Origin of the sequence: Enterobacter sp. PGRG2 (genome assembly GCF_030291195.1) — a bacterium.
Taxonomy (GTDB): Bacteria; Pseudomonadota; Gammaproteobacteria; order Enterobacterales; family Enterobacteriaceae; genus Enterobacter_D.
The window spans coordinates 746,281-760,411 of sequence record NZ_CP127837.1 but is presented as its reverse complement, the minus strand read 5'-3'; the positions used below and the strand labels follow the sequence as shown (position 1 = coordinate 760,411).

The following is a 14,131-nucleotide window of genomic DNA, read 5'->3' as shown; positions in this document are numbered from 1 at the left end:
ATCAGCCAGATGCCGTGATGCGGGCGCTGACGCCATGCCACCGACGAAATGGTGTGCATGGTGTTCAGATGCCCGATAACACGTTGCAGATGCTGTTCCAGCGTGCTCATTGGGCCCTGGGTTAAGGTCTCCGGCGCTTCCAGAATATTGGCATCCCCCGAGCCTGCCGGCCCGTCATATTCCAGGCGCTGCTGGCAACGCTGAAGCGCAATTTCACAGGATTCCAGATAACGTTGCGCCAGATCCGGCGTCAGCATGGTGTGCTCGCGCGCCAGGGTGGTCATCGCGTTAATGTGCTCGACGATAAACTGGCTGTGCGTCACCCAGAGTTTCATATCTTCCAGATAGTGAGTGTTAAAGCCCGGCTCCTGCATCGCCTGATTGAGCGAGTTAAACAGCGTATTGTGTGCCTGATTGACGCGCATGCGCTGGTACGCCAGCGGCGTGGGCTGCGGATCGTCGCTGAGGATCAGGCGGATGGCCTCCTGGTCCGCCTCCAGCGCGTCGTGGGCGTTCTGCCGCAACAGCCCGCTCTGCCACTGTGGCCACAGCCAGACCATGCCGCCAAAGGCGATCAGACAGCCAATCAGCGTATCGATAAGTCTGGCGACGATAAACTGGTCGCCGCTCAGCGTCAGCAGCTGTAACGAATACACCGCGGTGATGGTGAAGCCCACCGTCGCCCAGCCATAATTCTTGCGGATGATCAGGTAGCTAATCAACGTTATTACCAGCATACCGAGCAGCGTGTAGCCTTCCGGCACATGAAAGTGCAACGTGATCCCGGCAATAATCAGCCCCGCCATGGTACCCGCCGCCCGGTGCTGAATACGCACCCGCGTCGCGCCGTAACCGTTTTGCGTCACCAGCAGCACCGTCATCAAAATCCAGTACGGCTTGGGAAGATGCAGGGCGATACCCATCAGGCTGGCGATGGCGAGCATCACGGCAATGCGCGCCGCATTGCGCAGTGCCGGAGATTTAAACGACAGATAGCTTTTGAGCGCCGGGATCAGCGGCTGGCGGCGCTGTTTATCCTCCATCAGATCGCGCACGTACAGCGGGCGTTGGGTGCGCAGTACTCTGGCGATACGGCTGAAGTGCCAGGCGCAGAACTGGCCGACCGGGTTATCCGGATGCTGACGGGCGATTTTTTCCAGCGCGCCGACCTGCTTGTCCATATTAAAGCGCACGGGAAAGCGGTGATAAAGGATGTCATCCGCCAGCACCCGCAGCCGGGCGGCGACCACCTGCGCATTCCAGCGGATCACCGCTTCGGCGTGGCTCTGCTCCACCAGCTTCTGCACTTCCTGCGGCTGGTGCAGGCTGACGGAGATATGCTCCTGGAGATCCAGCGCCACCTGGAACGCCCGCAGCAGGCGTTTGTAATCGTTATGCTGATTGGCGGCGAGCATGTGCATTTGCTGGTAGCACTGGCTGATCAGATCCACCGCTTTCTGCTGACGCGCCAGCAGCGGGGGCAGCGCTTTTTCCGGATCCGCATGCTGGGTCAGCAGGCTGTATTTGGCTTCACAGTATTCCGCCAGCTGGCGGTAGAGCAGGCTTAAGGATTCGCGCAGCGGCTGTTCGCGCCACATCCAGAACCACAGCCAGTTAAACAGCCCGTACCACAGCGTGCCGGAGACGTAGATCAGCAGCGGCTCCCACACCGGCATATTACCGGCGAGGCTTAACGTAAAGATGGCGGCGATAAGCGACGCCGGCAGCAGGCGCGCGTGCAGGGCGCTGATCTCCGCCGTGACGCCAAGCAGCAGCGCCAGTCCGCCGAGGATCAGCGGCAGGGCGATGTTCTCCGCCAGCAATAGCTGCACCGCCAGGCTACAGCCCGCAAACAGCGAGCCGCCCACGATCAGGCGTTTGAAGAAGCGTTTATGGGGGGTATCGAGCCCGGCAATGTTGCAGCAGGCAGGAACGAGTGAAAACAGCAGCCCCTGTTGCAGGTGCCCGAAGGCGAGGCCGATGGCCACAGGGAGACACAACACCAGCGTTTGTCGCAGGGCGTAGTTAATTTCCGGGTGATAGATCAGCCTGCGCCACATGAGAATGCAAACAAAAACGGCGTCTCGCAGATGCAATACGCCGTTTGAGGGGCTTAGCGGGTTCCGTAAACCACGATGGTTTTACCGTGCGCAGAGATCAGGTTTTGATCTTCCAGCATCTTCAGGATGCGGCCGACGGTTTCACGGGAGCAGCCAACGATCTGGCCGATTTCCTGACGGGTGATTTTAATCTGCATACCGTCCGGATGGGTCATGGCGTCCGGCTGTTTGGCCAGATTCAGTAGCGTCTGCGCGATGCGGCCAGTCACGTCGAGGAAGGCGAGGTTACCCACTTTCTCGGACGTCACCTGCAGGCGGCGCGCCATCTGGGAAGACAGGCGCATCAGAATATCCGGGTTCACCTGGATAAGCTGACGGAATTTTTTGTACGAGATTTCTGCCACTTCACAAGCGGTTTTAGCACGTACCCAGGCACTGCGCTCCTGACCTTCTTCAAACAGGCCCAGTTCACCGATAAAATCTCCCTGGTTGAGGTAAGAGAGGATCATCTCTTTACCTTCTTCATCCTTGATGAGCACTGCCACTGAGCCTTTAACGATGTAATACAACGTTTCCGCTTTTTCACCCTGGTGAATCAGCGTGCTCTTCGACGGGTACTTATGAATATGGCAATGAGACAAGAACCATTCGAGAGTCGGGTCTGTTTGCGGTTTGCCAAGCACCATGCGCGGTTATCCTCTGTTATAAGCTGGCTCCAGAGCCAGGATGAACACTCTGCCTCTGGGGTTGCAATCATATGCTTCCCTGTTCCCGGGAAGTGGCCGTTCGAAAATCCAGCCTTTAATGTTTGATGTCGTCTGCATACATGTGCAACGTCAATGTATCACTGTAGCAGCCAGAATGTTTTAGCATAGCTTTTGCTGTGTGTCTCCTGGTGTCTCGCTTCAGCATGATGCAGGTCGCCTTCCGTTGCGAGAATTGTTATGTGCGCGTAATCTGAAGGGAAATTTACCGCGCCGGAGCGAATAAAATGCAAGCAAGAGTCAAATGGGTAGAAGGTTTAACGTTCCTGGGCGAGTCTGCTTCAGGCCACCAGATCCTGATGGACGGCAACTCAGGCGATAAAGCGCCAAGCCCGATGGAGATGGTGTTGATGGCCGCCGGGGGATGCAGCGCCATTGACGTGGTATCCATTCTGCAAAAAGGGCGTCACGATGTGACGGATTGCGAAGTCAAACTGACCTCCGAGCGCCGTGAAGAGGCGCCGCGTCTGTTCACGCACATCAATCTGCACTTTATCGTCACCGGCAAAGCGCTGAAAGAAGCGGCGGTAGCCCGCGCGGTGGATCTGTCGGCAGAGAAGTATTGTTCGGTGGCGCTGATGCTGGAAAAAGCCGCCAATATCACCCATTCATTTGAGGTGATTGAGGGATGATTTTTGGTGCGCGTCGGGTGGCGCTGCGCTAACCCTGCCGGATGGCGCTACGCTTATCCGGCCTACAATAGCATAATCTGTAGGCCGGATAAGGCGTTCACGCCGCCATCCGGCACAAAAAATCACTCGATTTTCTTGCCTTCCATCAGCCGCTGCACCAGCGGCAGCATGATCAGCTCCATCGCCAGCCCCATTTTTCCGCCCGGCACCACTAATGTATTGATGTGGGAAATGAATGAGCCCTGCAACATCGCCAGCAGCCAGGGAAAATCGATGCCTTCCAGATTACGGAAATGGATCACCACAAAGCTTTCGTCCAGCGACGGGATCGCTTTCGCGGCGAAGGGGTTGGAAGTATCCACGGTCGGCACGCGCTGGAAGTTAATGTGCGTGCGGGAAAACTGCGGCGTAATAAAGTTGATGTAGTCTTCCATCGACCGCACCACCGAATCCATCACCGTTTCCCGTGAATGCCCGCGCTCGCTGGTATCGCGCACCAGCTTCTGGATCCACTCCAGGTTAATGATCGGCACCACGCCGACCAGCAGATCCACATGGCGCGACACGTCCTGCTGTGGCGTCACCACGCCGCCGTGCAGCCCTTCATAAAACAGCACGTCGGTAGGTTCAGGTAGTGGTTGCCACGGCGTGAAGGTGCCCGGCACCTGATTCCAGGGCACCGCTTCATCATAGGTATGGAGATATTTGCGCGACTGGCCGGTGCCGGTCAGCCCGTACTCGATAAACGTCTGCTCCAGCAGCCCGAAGTCATTTGCTTCCGGGCCGAAATAGCTGATATGCCGTCCGGCATCGCGCGCTTTACGGATCGCCATGTCCATTTCCGGGCGCGTGTAACGGTGAAAGCTGTCGCCTTCCACTTCTGCGGCGCGCAGATCCAGTTGCGCGAAAATCTTACGAAACGCGAGGCTGGTGGTGGTGGTTCCGGCTCCGCTGGAACCCGTTACGGCAATCACCGGATGTTTGGCAGACATAGCAACGCTCCCTAAAACTGGTTTTATTCGCGAAACTGCTTCTTCGGCATGATGTTCACCGTTTCATGCAGTTCAGACCACACCAGCACCGCTTCTCCGGTTTGCAGCTGGCGCTTAACGTCGGCGACCTTTTGTTCAAGTGAACGCTCATGTTCACCATAATCGGTGCCTTCACGCAAGACAAAGCTCTCGATCAGGCTGTCGAGCGTCTCTGTTGCCAGATCCTGCCAGGGGATAATCATTTACGCCTCCAGATATGTTGTCAGCCAGTCGGGAATGCGCTTTTCCAGCCACATTTCCGGGCGGCGCAGCGTCCCGCCCACAAAGCCCACGTGCCCGCCATGTTCCGTCAACTGATACTCCACGTTGGGCGGTAAATAACCCGCTGCCGGAATAACATTATGATCCATAAATGGATCGTCTTTGGCGTGAATGATGAGCGTCGGCTTGCGAATGTTCGGCAACACCGGCATGGCGCTGCACTGACGATAATAGTCGATGGCGTCGGTAAAGCCGTGAATACGGGCGGTGATCAGATCGTCAAAATCCCGGATGCGGCGCATACGACGCAGGCGGGCAAGATCCACCGGCAGTGAATCCGGATACGCCTTCAGCTTACGCATCGCGTTGCCCTTTAACAGGTTCAGCAAATAGTGCTGATAAAAGCGCGAAAAGCCTTTATCCATATGATAGCTACAGGCTTCCAGCACCAGCGGAGCCGATACGATCACCGCAGCATTGAGCGGCAGATCGGGTTCATTTTGGCCCAGCAGACAGCCGAGCATATTACCGCCGAGGGAAAAACCCACCGCTGCCGTGGGCGCTGCGCCAAACTCTCGCTGTAACCAGTGTAAAAACCAGGTGCCGTCTTCCGTTTCCCCGGAGTGGTAAATGCGCTTCAGGCGATTGGGTTCGCCGCTACAGCCGCGAAAGTGCATCACCACGCCGAGCCAGCCGCGCGCGCGGGCGGCGTTGATCAGGCCGTGAGCGTACGGGCTGTGCAGGCTGCCTTCCAGACCGTGAAACACCACCAGCCTGGGCTTATGTTTGGCCGCATGCGGATCTTCGCTCCAGGCGAGATCGACAAAATCGCCATCCGGCAGCTCAAGGCGCTGCCACTGGGGCGTGAACTGGAGCCGACGGCGAATCAGGCGCGGCAGCATGGTTTGCAGGTGGGGATTGGCTGCGCCGGCCAGTGGGCGAAATGCAAGGCTGTCAGCGGCAGTATCCGGGATCTCTAAGGGCGTTATTTGAGCCATAATCGTGCGATGTGTTCTTAAAAGTCTGCCGACTACTATACCTGTTAAACCCCGCTGCTGCGGATGAAATTGCGTTTCCGGCCCTGATGCGTTGCCTGCCATAGATACTTTTTGCGTTGCTTTTCCTGATCTCCATCACAGATTGTCACTTTGATTATTACTCTCAGGCTAATGATTAAGCACAGGGCTTAATTGATGACTTTCTCACCAGAGCGCACACTTAGTGCAGTGTTAAGCAAATCAAAATGATGTGCTGAATCAGGAGGTTAATAATGTTATCTGGGCAAACGCCTGCACGGGTATGGAACACACGACGTACCGAGAAACAGCGTCGTCTGGCTTCTGTCCCGGTAGAAGGCAAAGTGCTGCCGACCGACGACCTGGTCGCCATGCTGGAAAAACTTATCGCACCCGGCGACAAAGTGGTGCTGGAAGGCAATAACCAAAAACAGGCGGATTTTCTTTCCCGCTCCCTTGCGCAAGTCAGCCCGCAAAAAGTGCACGATCTGCACATGATCATGCCAAGCGTTGGCCGCAGCGAACACCTCGATATTTTTGAAAAGGGCATCGCCCGTAAGCTCGACTTCTCGTTCTCCGGTACGCAAAGCCTGCGCATTTCGCAGCTGCTGGAAGACGGTCAGCTGGAAATCGGCGCGATCCACACTTACATCGAACTCTATTCCCGTCTGTATGTTGACCTGTCGCCGAACGTGGCGCTGATCGCCGGCTACAAAGCTGACCGCAAAGGTAACCTGTACACCGGGCCGAGCACCGAGGATACCCCGGCGCTGGTAGAAGCCGCGGCATTCCGCGACGGTATCGTCATCGCGCAGGTTAACGAACTGGTGGATGACGAATGCGATTTACCGCGTGTCGACATCCCCGGTTCATGGATCGACTACGTGGTGGTGGCGGACAAACCTTTCTTTATTGAACCGCTGTTTACCCGCGATCCGCGCCTCATCAAACAGGAACACATCCTGATGGCGATGATGGCGATCAAAGGTATTTATGCCGAGCACCAGGTGCAGTCGCTGAACCACGGTATCGGTTTTAATACCGCTGCCATTGAGCTGCTGCTGCCCACCTACGGCGAACAGCTGGGTCTGAAAGGCAAAATCTGTAAACACTGGACGCTGAACCCGCACCCGACGCTGATCCCGGCGATCGAAAGCGGCTGGGTGGAGAGCGTGCACTGCTTCGGTGGTGAACTGGGGATGGAAGAGTATATCCGCGCCCGTCCGGACATTTTCTTTACCGGCGCCGACGGCTCCATGCGCTCCAACCGCGCCTTCTGCCAGCTGGCAGGGCAGTACGCAGTGGATATGTTTATCGGTTCGACCTTACAGGTTGATGGCTACGCCAACTCCTCCACCGTAACCCGCGGTCGTCTGTCCGGCTTCGGCGGCGCGCCAAACATGGGGCACGATCCGCACGGTCGTCGTCATGCCACCCCGGCATGGCTCAACATGATCACCGAACCCGATCCGATGCAGCGCGGTAAAAAACTGGTGGTGCAGATGGTGGAAACCTTCCAGGCAGGGTCAAAACCGACCTTCGTGGAAAAACTCGATGCCATCGACGTGGCGAAGGCCTCCGGCATGCCACTCGCCCCGGTCATGATCTACGGCGATGACGTGACGCACGTACTGACGGAAGAAGGTATCGCTTATCTCTATCGTGCCGAAAGCATGGAAGAGCGTCGCGCGATGGTCGCCGCCGTTGCCGGGATCACCGATATCGGTCTTGGCGTGGACGCAAAACGCGTCGCCGACCTGCGCCGCAGCGGCAAAGTGGTGTATCCGGAAGATATTGGCATCCGCCGCACCGACGCCACCCGTTCGTTGCTGGCCGCCGGTAGCGTGGCGGATCTGGTGGAATGGTCTGACGGTCTTTATAACCCGCCTGCAAAATTCCGGAGCTGGTAATGAAACATCTGCCACAGATCGAAGCTTGCGGAGGTGCCGAATGGCTGGCGCGTACCGCCACCCAGTGTCTGATTGACGAAGCACGGTTAAGCCCGAAGCCCGGTCTGGTGGACAGTCGGGGGAATGGGGCGCATCACGACCTGACGCTGGCGCTGATGGAGCGTTCCGCGCGCAGCCTGACCCCCACGTTTCATGCCCTGGCGCAACAAAGCTGGCAGCGTCCGGCGGACATTGCGCTACGACAAACTATTGGCCGACTGGGCCGCGAAGGCGAACAGCAGATGATGGCTGCCACCGGCGGCGTGAATACCCACCGTGGCGCGATCTGGGCGCTGGGCCTGCTGGTCAGCGCGGCAGCGATGCTGGGCGGCGCGGGCACTGCGGAAGACATTGCAAATGTCGCCGCACAGCTGGCGCAACTGCCGGACGCCGCCGCGCCGAAAACCTTCAGCAAGGGCCTGCGCGCCACCCACCGTTACCGGGTGCCGGGCGCGCGGGAAGAGGCGCAGCAGGGTTTTCCGCACATCGTCCGGCTGGCGCTGCCGCAACTGCATGCCAGCCGTCAACGCGGTGGCAGTGAAACCGGGGCGCGACTTGATGCGCTGATGGCGATCATGACCTCGCTCAGCGATACCTGCGTGCTGAACCGCGCCGGAATGACGGGGCTGGAAACCATGCGCGACGGCGCAAAAGCCGTGCTGGCAGCCGGCGGAACGGCGCAGCCTGCGGGCCAGCGTGCCCTGGCGCAACTGGATGCGCAGATGCTGGCGCTTAACGCCTCGCCGGGCGGCGCGGCTGATTTACTCGCCGCCACCCTGCTGCTCGACCGTATCGCGACCTTGCCTTATTTATCTGATTAAGAGGATGTTATGGAACACATTACGATCTCTTTGCCTGCCAGCCGCACCCTGAGCGGTAAAGCGCTGGCAGGCGTCGTTGGCTCCGGGGATATGGAGGTGCTTTTCACCGCCGACCAGGAGCAGACGCTCACCATTGATATCACCACCTCCGTGGACAACAGCCGCGGACGCTGGGAAGCGCTGTTTAACCGTCTCACCCTGGCGGGCAGCCTGCCGTCCGGCAAGCTGGTGATCCACGATTTTGGTGCGACGCCTGGCGTGGCGCGCATTCGTATCGAACAGGTTTTTGAGGGGGTGAGCCATGCGTGATGACCGCAGTTTTATCGAATTAAAAGCGCGTGAACGCGCCCGCACGCTGCTGGACGACGGCAGCTACCGTGAATTGCTGGATCCCTTTGAAGGCATTATTTCCCCGTGGCTTGGGCCGCAGGGCATCGTGCCGCAGGCCGATGACGGCATGGTGGTGGCGAAAGGCACCATTAATGGCCAGCCTGCGGTGGTGATCGCCATCGAAGGCACCTTCCAGGGCGGCAGCATGGGCGAAGTGTCCGGCGCGAAAATGGCAGCGGCGCTGGAGCTGGCGGCGGAAGATAACCGCAACGGCATCCCGACCCAGGCGGTACTGTGCCTCGAAACCGGCGGCGTGCGTTTACAGGAAGCCAATCTGGGGCTGGCGGCGATTGCCGATATTCATGCCGCCATTGTCGATCTGCGCCGTTATACGCCGGTTATCGGCATTGTGGCCGGTACCGTGGGCTGCTTTGGCGGGATGTCCATTGCTGCCGCGCTGTGCAGCTATTTAATCGTCACCCGCGAGGCGCGCCTCGGTCTGAACGGTCCGCAGGTCATTGAGCAGGAAGCGGGGATTGAAGAGTATGACTCCCGCGACCGTCCGTTTATCTGGAGCATGACCGGCGGGGAAGTCCGCTATCAGAGCGGGCTGGTGGATGCGCTGGTGGGCGACGGCGTGAATGCGGTGAAAGGCGCGATGAATGACTTTATCGCGAAAGGCGTACCGGAAAAACACCGCACCGATAATTACCAGTGGTATCTGGATCGTCTCACCCAGTTCGACACCCGCAAACAGGCGGATGCCGCACAGATCAAAGCGCTCTTTGCCGGGGAGGAAAAAGCATGAATACGACAGTAAGCCGTGGCGCATTATGGCTTGAAAAACTGGCGCCCAACGCACCACGCCTGAGCGGGTTATGCCCGTCTGTACAGGTGGCTGACGGTGAAATTAACGGTGAAGCGGCACGCTTTATCGCCGTGGTTCCGGATGCGCATAACCACTATCCCCGCGCGGCAAACGGTGAAGTCGGTCTGCTGGAAGGCTGGACGCTGGCGAAAGTGGTTAGCGAAACCATCGCCGCCGACGCCGGTAAAAGCGTTAAACGCCCGATCGTGGCGGTGATTGACGTACCGAGTCAGGCCTATGGCCGCCGGGAAGAAGGTTTTGGCATTCATCAGGCGCTGGCCGGTGCGGCAGGGGCTTATGCCAATGCCCGTCTGGCAGGTCACCCGGTGATTGGCCTTATCGTTGGTAAAGCCATGTCCGGTGCGTTTCTGGCGCACGGCTACCAGGCGAACCGTCTGATTGCCTTCAACGACAACGGCGTGCTCATCCACGCGATGGGTAAAGAGTCTGCCGCGCGTATCACGCTGCGTACCGTTGACGCGCTGGAAAAACTGGCGGCGACCATTCCGCCAATGGCGTATGACATCAGTAATTACGCCACCCTGGGGCTGCTGGACCATCTGCTGAACATCAGCAATCCGGAAGCGCCTTCCGATGCCGATCTGGCGGAGGTGAATACCACCCTGCAACAGGCCATTCACGACGCACGTCAGGACACCACGCTTAAAAACCGTCTTGGTGCCGACAACCGTCGCAGCTCGTCACTCGTGCGGGAGCGCATGCGCGCAAGCTGGTAAGAAGTAAAAAAGACCTGCCGGAATGACCGCCCCGTGGGCACATACGCTGTGCCCATGAGGAAGCGTGCATCTGAAAAATAACAAACATCGCGTCAGTGCTATTTCCTTGTTTATCTATAGGTGATTTATGACTTACGTAATTGTTCATGCTCTCGCACCGATTTTTGTGATTATGCTACTGGGATTCTGGGCCGGTAAGGCCGGAATGGTGGATAACAAAAATGTTTCCCTACTTAATATTTTCGTGATGGATTTTGCCCTGCCCGCCGCGCTGTTCAGCGCCACGGTGCAGACGCCGTGGGACGGCATCGTCGCCCAGTCGCCGCTGATCGTGGTGCTGACGCTGGCGATGTGGATCACCTACGCCATCATCTATTTCCTCGCCACCAGCGTCTTTAAAAAATCGCCGCAGGATGCCGCTGTGCTGACCCTGACCGTTGCCCTGCCGAACTATGCGGCGCTGGGCCTGCCGATCCTCGGCAGCGTGCTGGGTGAAACCTCGTCCACCTCGCTTTCTGTGGCGGTATCCATTGCCTGCGGTTCTGTGCTGATGACGCCGTTCTGCCTGCTGATCCTTGAACGTGAAAAAGCGCGTGCGGAAGGCGGTAACAGCGGTTCAACCCTGGCGATGCTGCCGGTGCTGATGTGGCGGTCGATTAAAAAACCTATCGTCATGGGCCCGCTGTTAGGGGTGATTTTATCCGCCATCGGTATTCATATGCCGGATCTGGTGCTGGCGGCCATTAAACCGCTGGGCCTGTCCGCCACTGCGGCGGCGCTGTTCCTGACCGGCGTGATCCTCTCGGCGCGTAAACTGCAAATCAACACCATGGTTATTACTTCGACCATCGCTAAACTGCTGATCCAGCCAGCCATTGCCTGGGGTATCGTGCTGGCGTTCGGCCTGTCCGGCCCGGTTGCCATCACCGCTATCCTGATGATTGCGCTGTCGGCTGGCTTCTTCGGCGTGGTCTTCGGCAACCGCTTTGGCGTACAGTCGCCGGATGCCGAAGCTGTGCTGCTGTTAAGCTCGGTGCTGTGTATTCTGTCCCTGCCGCTGTTTATCTCGCTGACTTCAGGAATGTAAAACATGACTTCATCATCATTGCGACCGCACGATCTTCTCTGGCTGACTGACCGCAGCGCCCTGCAGGGGGTGACGGAATCCTGGGTGGATACGGTCTGGCATGCGGGGTTGCCGGTAGTGGTGCGGCGTGATGTTGATGAGCAGGGGCGCATCCCGGTGGGGGTGCGCGGTCTGCGCCGCGACCAGCGTGCGCCAGGCTGGGTGGACGCGCAGCAGGTTGTGCGCGTTGTCACTCCCGAACAACTGACCGATGCCCAGGCGCTGGTCAGTTCGCCCTTTATCTCCGCGCCACCGGTTCAGATGGCGTTTCAGCTGGCGCAGCATGGGTGGCCGTGGGTCTGGGGGATCACCGGCAGCGTCGGCTATGCGCTGGCGACCGGCATCCCGGTGATCCACGCCGCAAGCGATCTGGATCTGCTGATCCGCGCCCCGCAGCCGCTGTCGCGCGATGCGCTGATGCAGTGGCAGCAGCGGCTGGATACCGCCCTGTGCCGCGCCGATACGCAGGTGGAAACGCCGTCCGGCGGATTCGCACTCAATGAGTGGCTGCGCGACGGTCAGGCACTGCTCAAAACCCGTCAGGGGCCGCGTCTGGTGAGCGATCCCTGGCGCAGGGAGGACTAATGAAAATTCTGTTTACCTTTCCCGGCCAGGGAACGCAGCATCCTGGCATGTTGCAACAGCTGCCCGGTACGGCGCTTGCAGAAGCGCGTGAAGTGCTGGGCGCGGAAGTCGATACCCTGGATACGCCTGAAGCGCTGGAGCATACCCGCGCGGTGCAGCTGTCGCTGTTGATCGCCGGTGTCGCCTGGGCGCGGGAACTGCAACGGCAGGGCGTGGAGCCGGATATCGTCAGCGGCCTGTCGATTGGCGCGTACCCGGCGGCGGTGGTGGCCGGTGCGCTGGCTTTTGACGATGCGCTGCGGCTGGTGACCCTGCGCGGCGATCTGATGGAGCAGGCGTACCCGCACGGTTACGGACTGACGGCCATCATGGGTCTGACGCTGCCGCAGGTCGAAGCGATAAGCGAAGGCAGCCAGACCTGGATCGCCAACCTGAATGCGGAAACGCAGATTGTGATCGCCGGTCGCGATGAAGACATGGCGCAGGTGGCAGAAAAAGCGCTGGCGAAAGGGGCCGGCAAGGCGAAGCGTCTGGCGGTCAGCGTGCCATCGCACTGTGAGCTGCTGACCCGTCCGGCGGAAAAACTGGCGCAGGCCTTTGCCGGGGTGAGTTTGTCCCGTCCGGCGTGCGCTTACCTGAGCGGCAGTACCGGACGCGTGCTGTGGCAGCCGGAGAAAATCGCCGACGATCTGGCGATGAATATGGCGCGCACCGTGCGCTGGCAGGAGGCGATGATCGCCGCCAATGAGCGTGAAGCGCGGCTGGCCATTGAGATGCCGCCGGGTGGCATTCTCACCTGTTTAACACGGCAGGCGGCCTGGGACGGAGAGACGATTTCACTGGAGCGCAGCGGCATTGACGTGGCGCGGCATCTGGTGAAACGCCTTCGGGAGCAGCGGTAACGCATTGCCCGGCGGCGCAGGCTTGCCGGGCCTACAACGACATAGCATGCAGATCGTGTAGGCCGGGTCAGGCGCAGCCGCCACCCGGCAAAAGGATCCGTCATAGAGTTATGTAGGTCGGGTAAGCGAAGCGCCATCCGACAGATTCAATTCACCCACCCGCTTCCTGCAAACTGCGGGCGTACATGCGGCCTTCGGCGGCGAGCGCCAGCAGGTTCGGATCGTGCTCGCGGTTGCGGGGAAAGACGATGGCGATCAGCTGCTGCATCTGGTACGGCTCGGCGAGTTTTAACAGCTGCACCGAGTTTTCATAGACTTTCTTCATACGGCCCGGCATCAGGGTAAAACCAACGCCCGCTTGTACCAGACTCAGCATGGAAAAAATATCGTTCACGCGGGTGACGATCTCCGGCTCAAAACCGGCAATATGGAAGGCTTCCTGAAAGCCTGCGTAGGTGGCGAAGCCTTCCGCCAGCGAGACAAACTTTTGCTGGCGGTAGTCGCGTAAATCGGCAGGTGCCGACATGTTGAGCGTGGCCGACGCGGGCGCGGCGAGGAAAATATCATCGTGAAACAGCGGCAGCACTTCGAGGCTGTTGCGATCGATTTGCGCCTCTGACAGCGAAATGATAATCGCGTCCAGCTCCCCGGCGTCCAGCATGTGCAGCAGAGTTTCGTTAGAACCCATGGTCAGCGCCATCTCCAGCTCCGGCCGGCGCAGCTTCATGCCCATGATCAGACGCGGCACGGTTTCCAGCGTCAGCGAGTAGAGTGTGCCGACACGCAGCCGCCCCTGGCCGACGCCTGCTTCTTTGCGCGCCTCTTCCAGACCACGCGTCATCAGTTGCGTGACTTCCTGACAATACTCCAGCAGCGTCCAGGCCGCGGGCAGCGGCATCAGGGTGCGACCTTTATGCACGAACAGTGGGCAGCGCACGTTTTCTTCCAGCGTATGCAGCGCGCGATGTACGCTCACGCCGCTTAACGCCAGCGCTTCTGCGGTGCGGGCAATGTTCCCCTTTTCCATAAAGGTCATGAAAATGGCGAGCTTGCGAAACGTGATCTCACTGAGGATGTCGTGGCTCATG

Annotated in this window: 15 protein-coding genes; 9 read left to right on the top strand and 6 right to left on the bottom strand. The window is 59.1% G+C overall.

The features are described from left to right. Positions 1-2,060: YccS/YhfK family putative transporter (locus tag QRD42_RS03360; protein WP_321988178.1), on the bottom strand; the 2,060-nt coding region annotated here is incomplete at its 3' end. Positions 2,061-2,113: 53 nt separating this feature from the next. Continuing rightward, complete coding sequence (gene crp / locus QRD42_RS03355; RefSeq protein ID WP_000242758.1) at positions 2,114-2,746, bottom strand: cAMP-activated global transcriptional regulator CRP; 633 nt, start codon at positions 2,744-2,746, stop codon at positions 2,114-2,116. A gap of 305 nt (positions 2,747-3,051) precedes the next feature. On the opposite strand from crp, the gene QRD42_RS03350 reads away from it, so the two are divergent. Next, entirely contained in the window at positions 3,052-3,456 is a 405-nt protein-coding gene (locus tag QRD42_RS03350) for an OsmC family protein (protein ID WP_321988177.1), read from the top strand. A gap of 122 nt (positions 3,457-3,578) precedes the next feature. On the opposite strand, the gene QRD42_RS03345 is transcribed toward QRD42_RS03350, so the two are convergent. From QRD42_RS03345 to QRD42_RS03335, 3 genes are read right to left on the bottom strand one after another with little or no spacing between them, the layout of a single operon-like run. After that, positions 3,579-4,448 carry a phosphoribulokinase gene (locus QRD42_RS03345; RefSeq protein WP_072571264.1) on the bottom strand — a complete coding sequence of 290 codons (870 nt, stop codon included), beginning with the start codon at positions 4,446-4,448 and terminating at the stop codon, positions 3,579-3,581. 23 nt (positions 4,449-4,471) lie between these two features. Beyond that, on the bottom strand, positions 4,472-4,690 hold the full coding sequence (locus tag QRD42_RS03340; protein WP_072571265.1) for a YheU family protein: 219 nt from the start codon (positions 4,688-4,690) through the stop codon (positions 4,472-4,474). Continuing rightward, positions 4,691-5,707, bottom strand: a complete 1,017-nt coding sequence (locus QRD42_RS03335) for a hydrolase (protein ID WP_321988176.1) — start codon at positions 5,705-5,707, stop codon at positions 4,691-4,693. It lies immediately after the preceding gene. Positions 5,708-5,979: 272 nt separating this feature from the next. Between QRD42_RS03335 and mdcA the strand changes: the two genes are divergently transcribed. From mdcA to mdcH, 8 genes are all read left to right on the top strand, one after another. Further along, the gene (mdcA, locus tag QRD42_RS03330) at positions 5,980-7,635 is read left to right on the top strand and encodes a malonate decarboxylase subunit alpha (RefSeq protein ID WP_088220936.1); all 1,656 of its coding nucleotides are present in this window, start codon (positions 5,980-5,982) and stop codon (positions 7,633-7,635) included. Then, a complete protein-coding gene (locus QRD42_RS03325) occupies positions 7,635-8,495 on the top strand; it encodes a triphosphoribosyl-dephospho-CoA synthase (RefSeq protein ID WP_321988175.1) in 861 nt (286 codons plus the stop codon). Before mdcA ends, QRD42_RS03325 begins: the two co-directional genes overlap by 1 nt. Before the next feature lie 9 nt (positions 8,496-8,504). Next, on the top strand, positions 8,505-8,804 hold the full coding sequence (mdcC, locus tag QRD42_RS03320) for a malonate decarboxylase acyl carrier protein (RefSeq protein ID WP_318364861.1): 300 nt from the start codon (positions 8,505-8,507) through the stop codon (positions 8,802-8,804). Further along, positions 8,797-9,633: a biotin-independent malonate decarboxylase subunit beta gene (locus QRD42_RS03315; protein WP_318364860.1), complete on the top strand. Its 837-nt coding sequence runs from the start codon at positions 8,797-8,799 to the stop codon at positions 9,631-9,633. Before mdcC ends, QRD42_RS03315 begins: the two co-directional genes overlap by 8 nt. Further along, a complete protein-coding gene (gene mdcE, locus QRD42_RS03310; RefSeq protein ID WP_321988174.1) occupies positions 9,630-10,430 on the top strand; it encodes a biotin-independent malonate decarboxylase subunit gamma in 801 nt (266 codons plus the stop codon). The genes QRD42_RS03315 and mdcE overlap by 4 nt, the downstream gene beginning before the upstream one ends. A gap of 127 nt (positions 10,431-10,557) precedes the next feature. Further along, positions 10,558-11,517, top strand: a complete 960-nt coding sequence (locus QRD42_RS03305; protein WP_318377101.1) for an AEC family transporter — start codon at positions 10,558-10,560, stop codon at positions 11,515-11,517. Positions 11,518-11,520: 3 nt separating this feature from the next. Next, positions 11,521-12,141: a malonate decarboxylase holo-ACP synthase gene (locus tag QRD42_RS03300; RefSeq protein WP_321988173.1), complete on the top strand. Its 621-nt coding sequence runs from the start codon at positions 11,521-11,523 to the stop codon at positions 12,139-12,141. Beyond that, the gene (mdcH, locus tag QRD42_RS03295; RefSeq protein ID WP_321988172.1) at positions 12,141-13,043 is read left to right on the top strand and encodes a malonate decarboxylase subunit epsilon; all 903 of its coding nucleotides are present in this window, start codon (positions 12,141-12,143) and stop codon (positions 13,041-13,043) included. Before QRD42_RS03300 ends, mdcH begins: the two co-directional genes overlap by 1 nt. 151 nt (positions 13,044-13,194) lie before the next feature. Here mdcH and QRD42_RS03290 read toward each other — a convergent pair whose 3' ends face one another. After that, positions 13,195-14,130, bottom strand: a complete 936-nt coding sequence (locus QRD42_RS03290; RefSeq protein ID WP_321988171.1) for a LysR family transcriptional regulator — start codon at positions 14,128-14,130, stop codon at positions 13,195-13,197. Position 14,131: the final 1 nt, after the last annotated feature.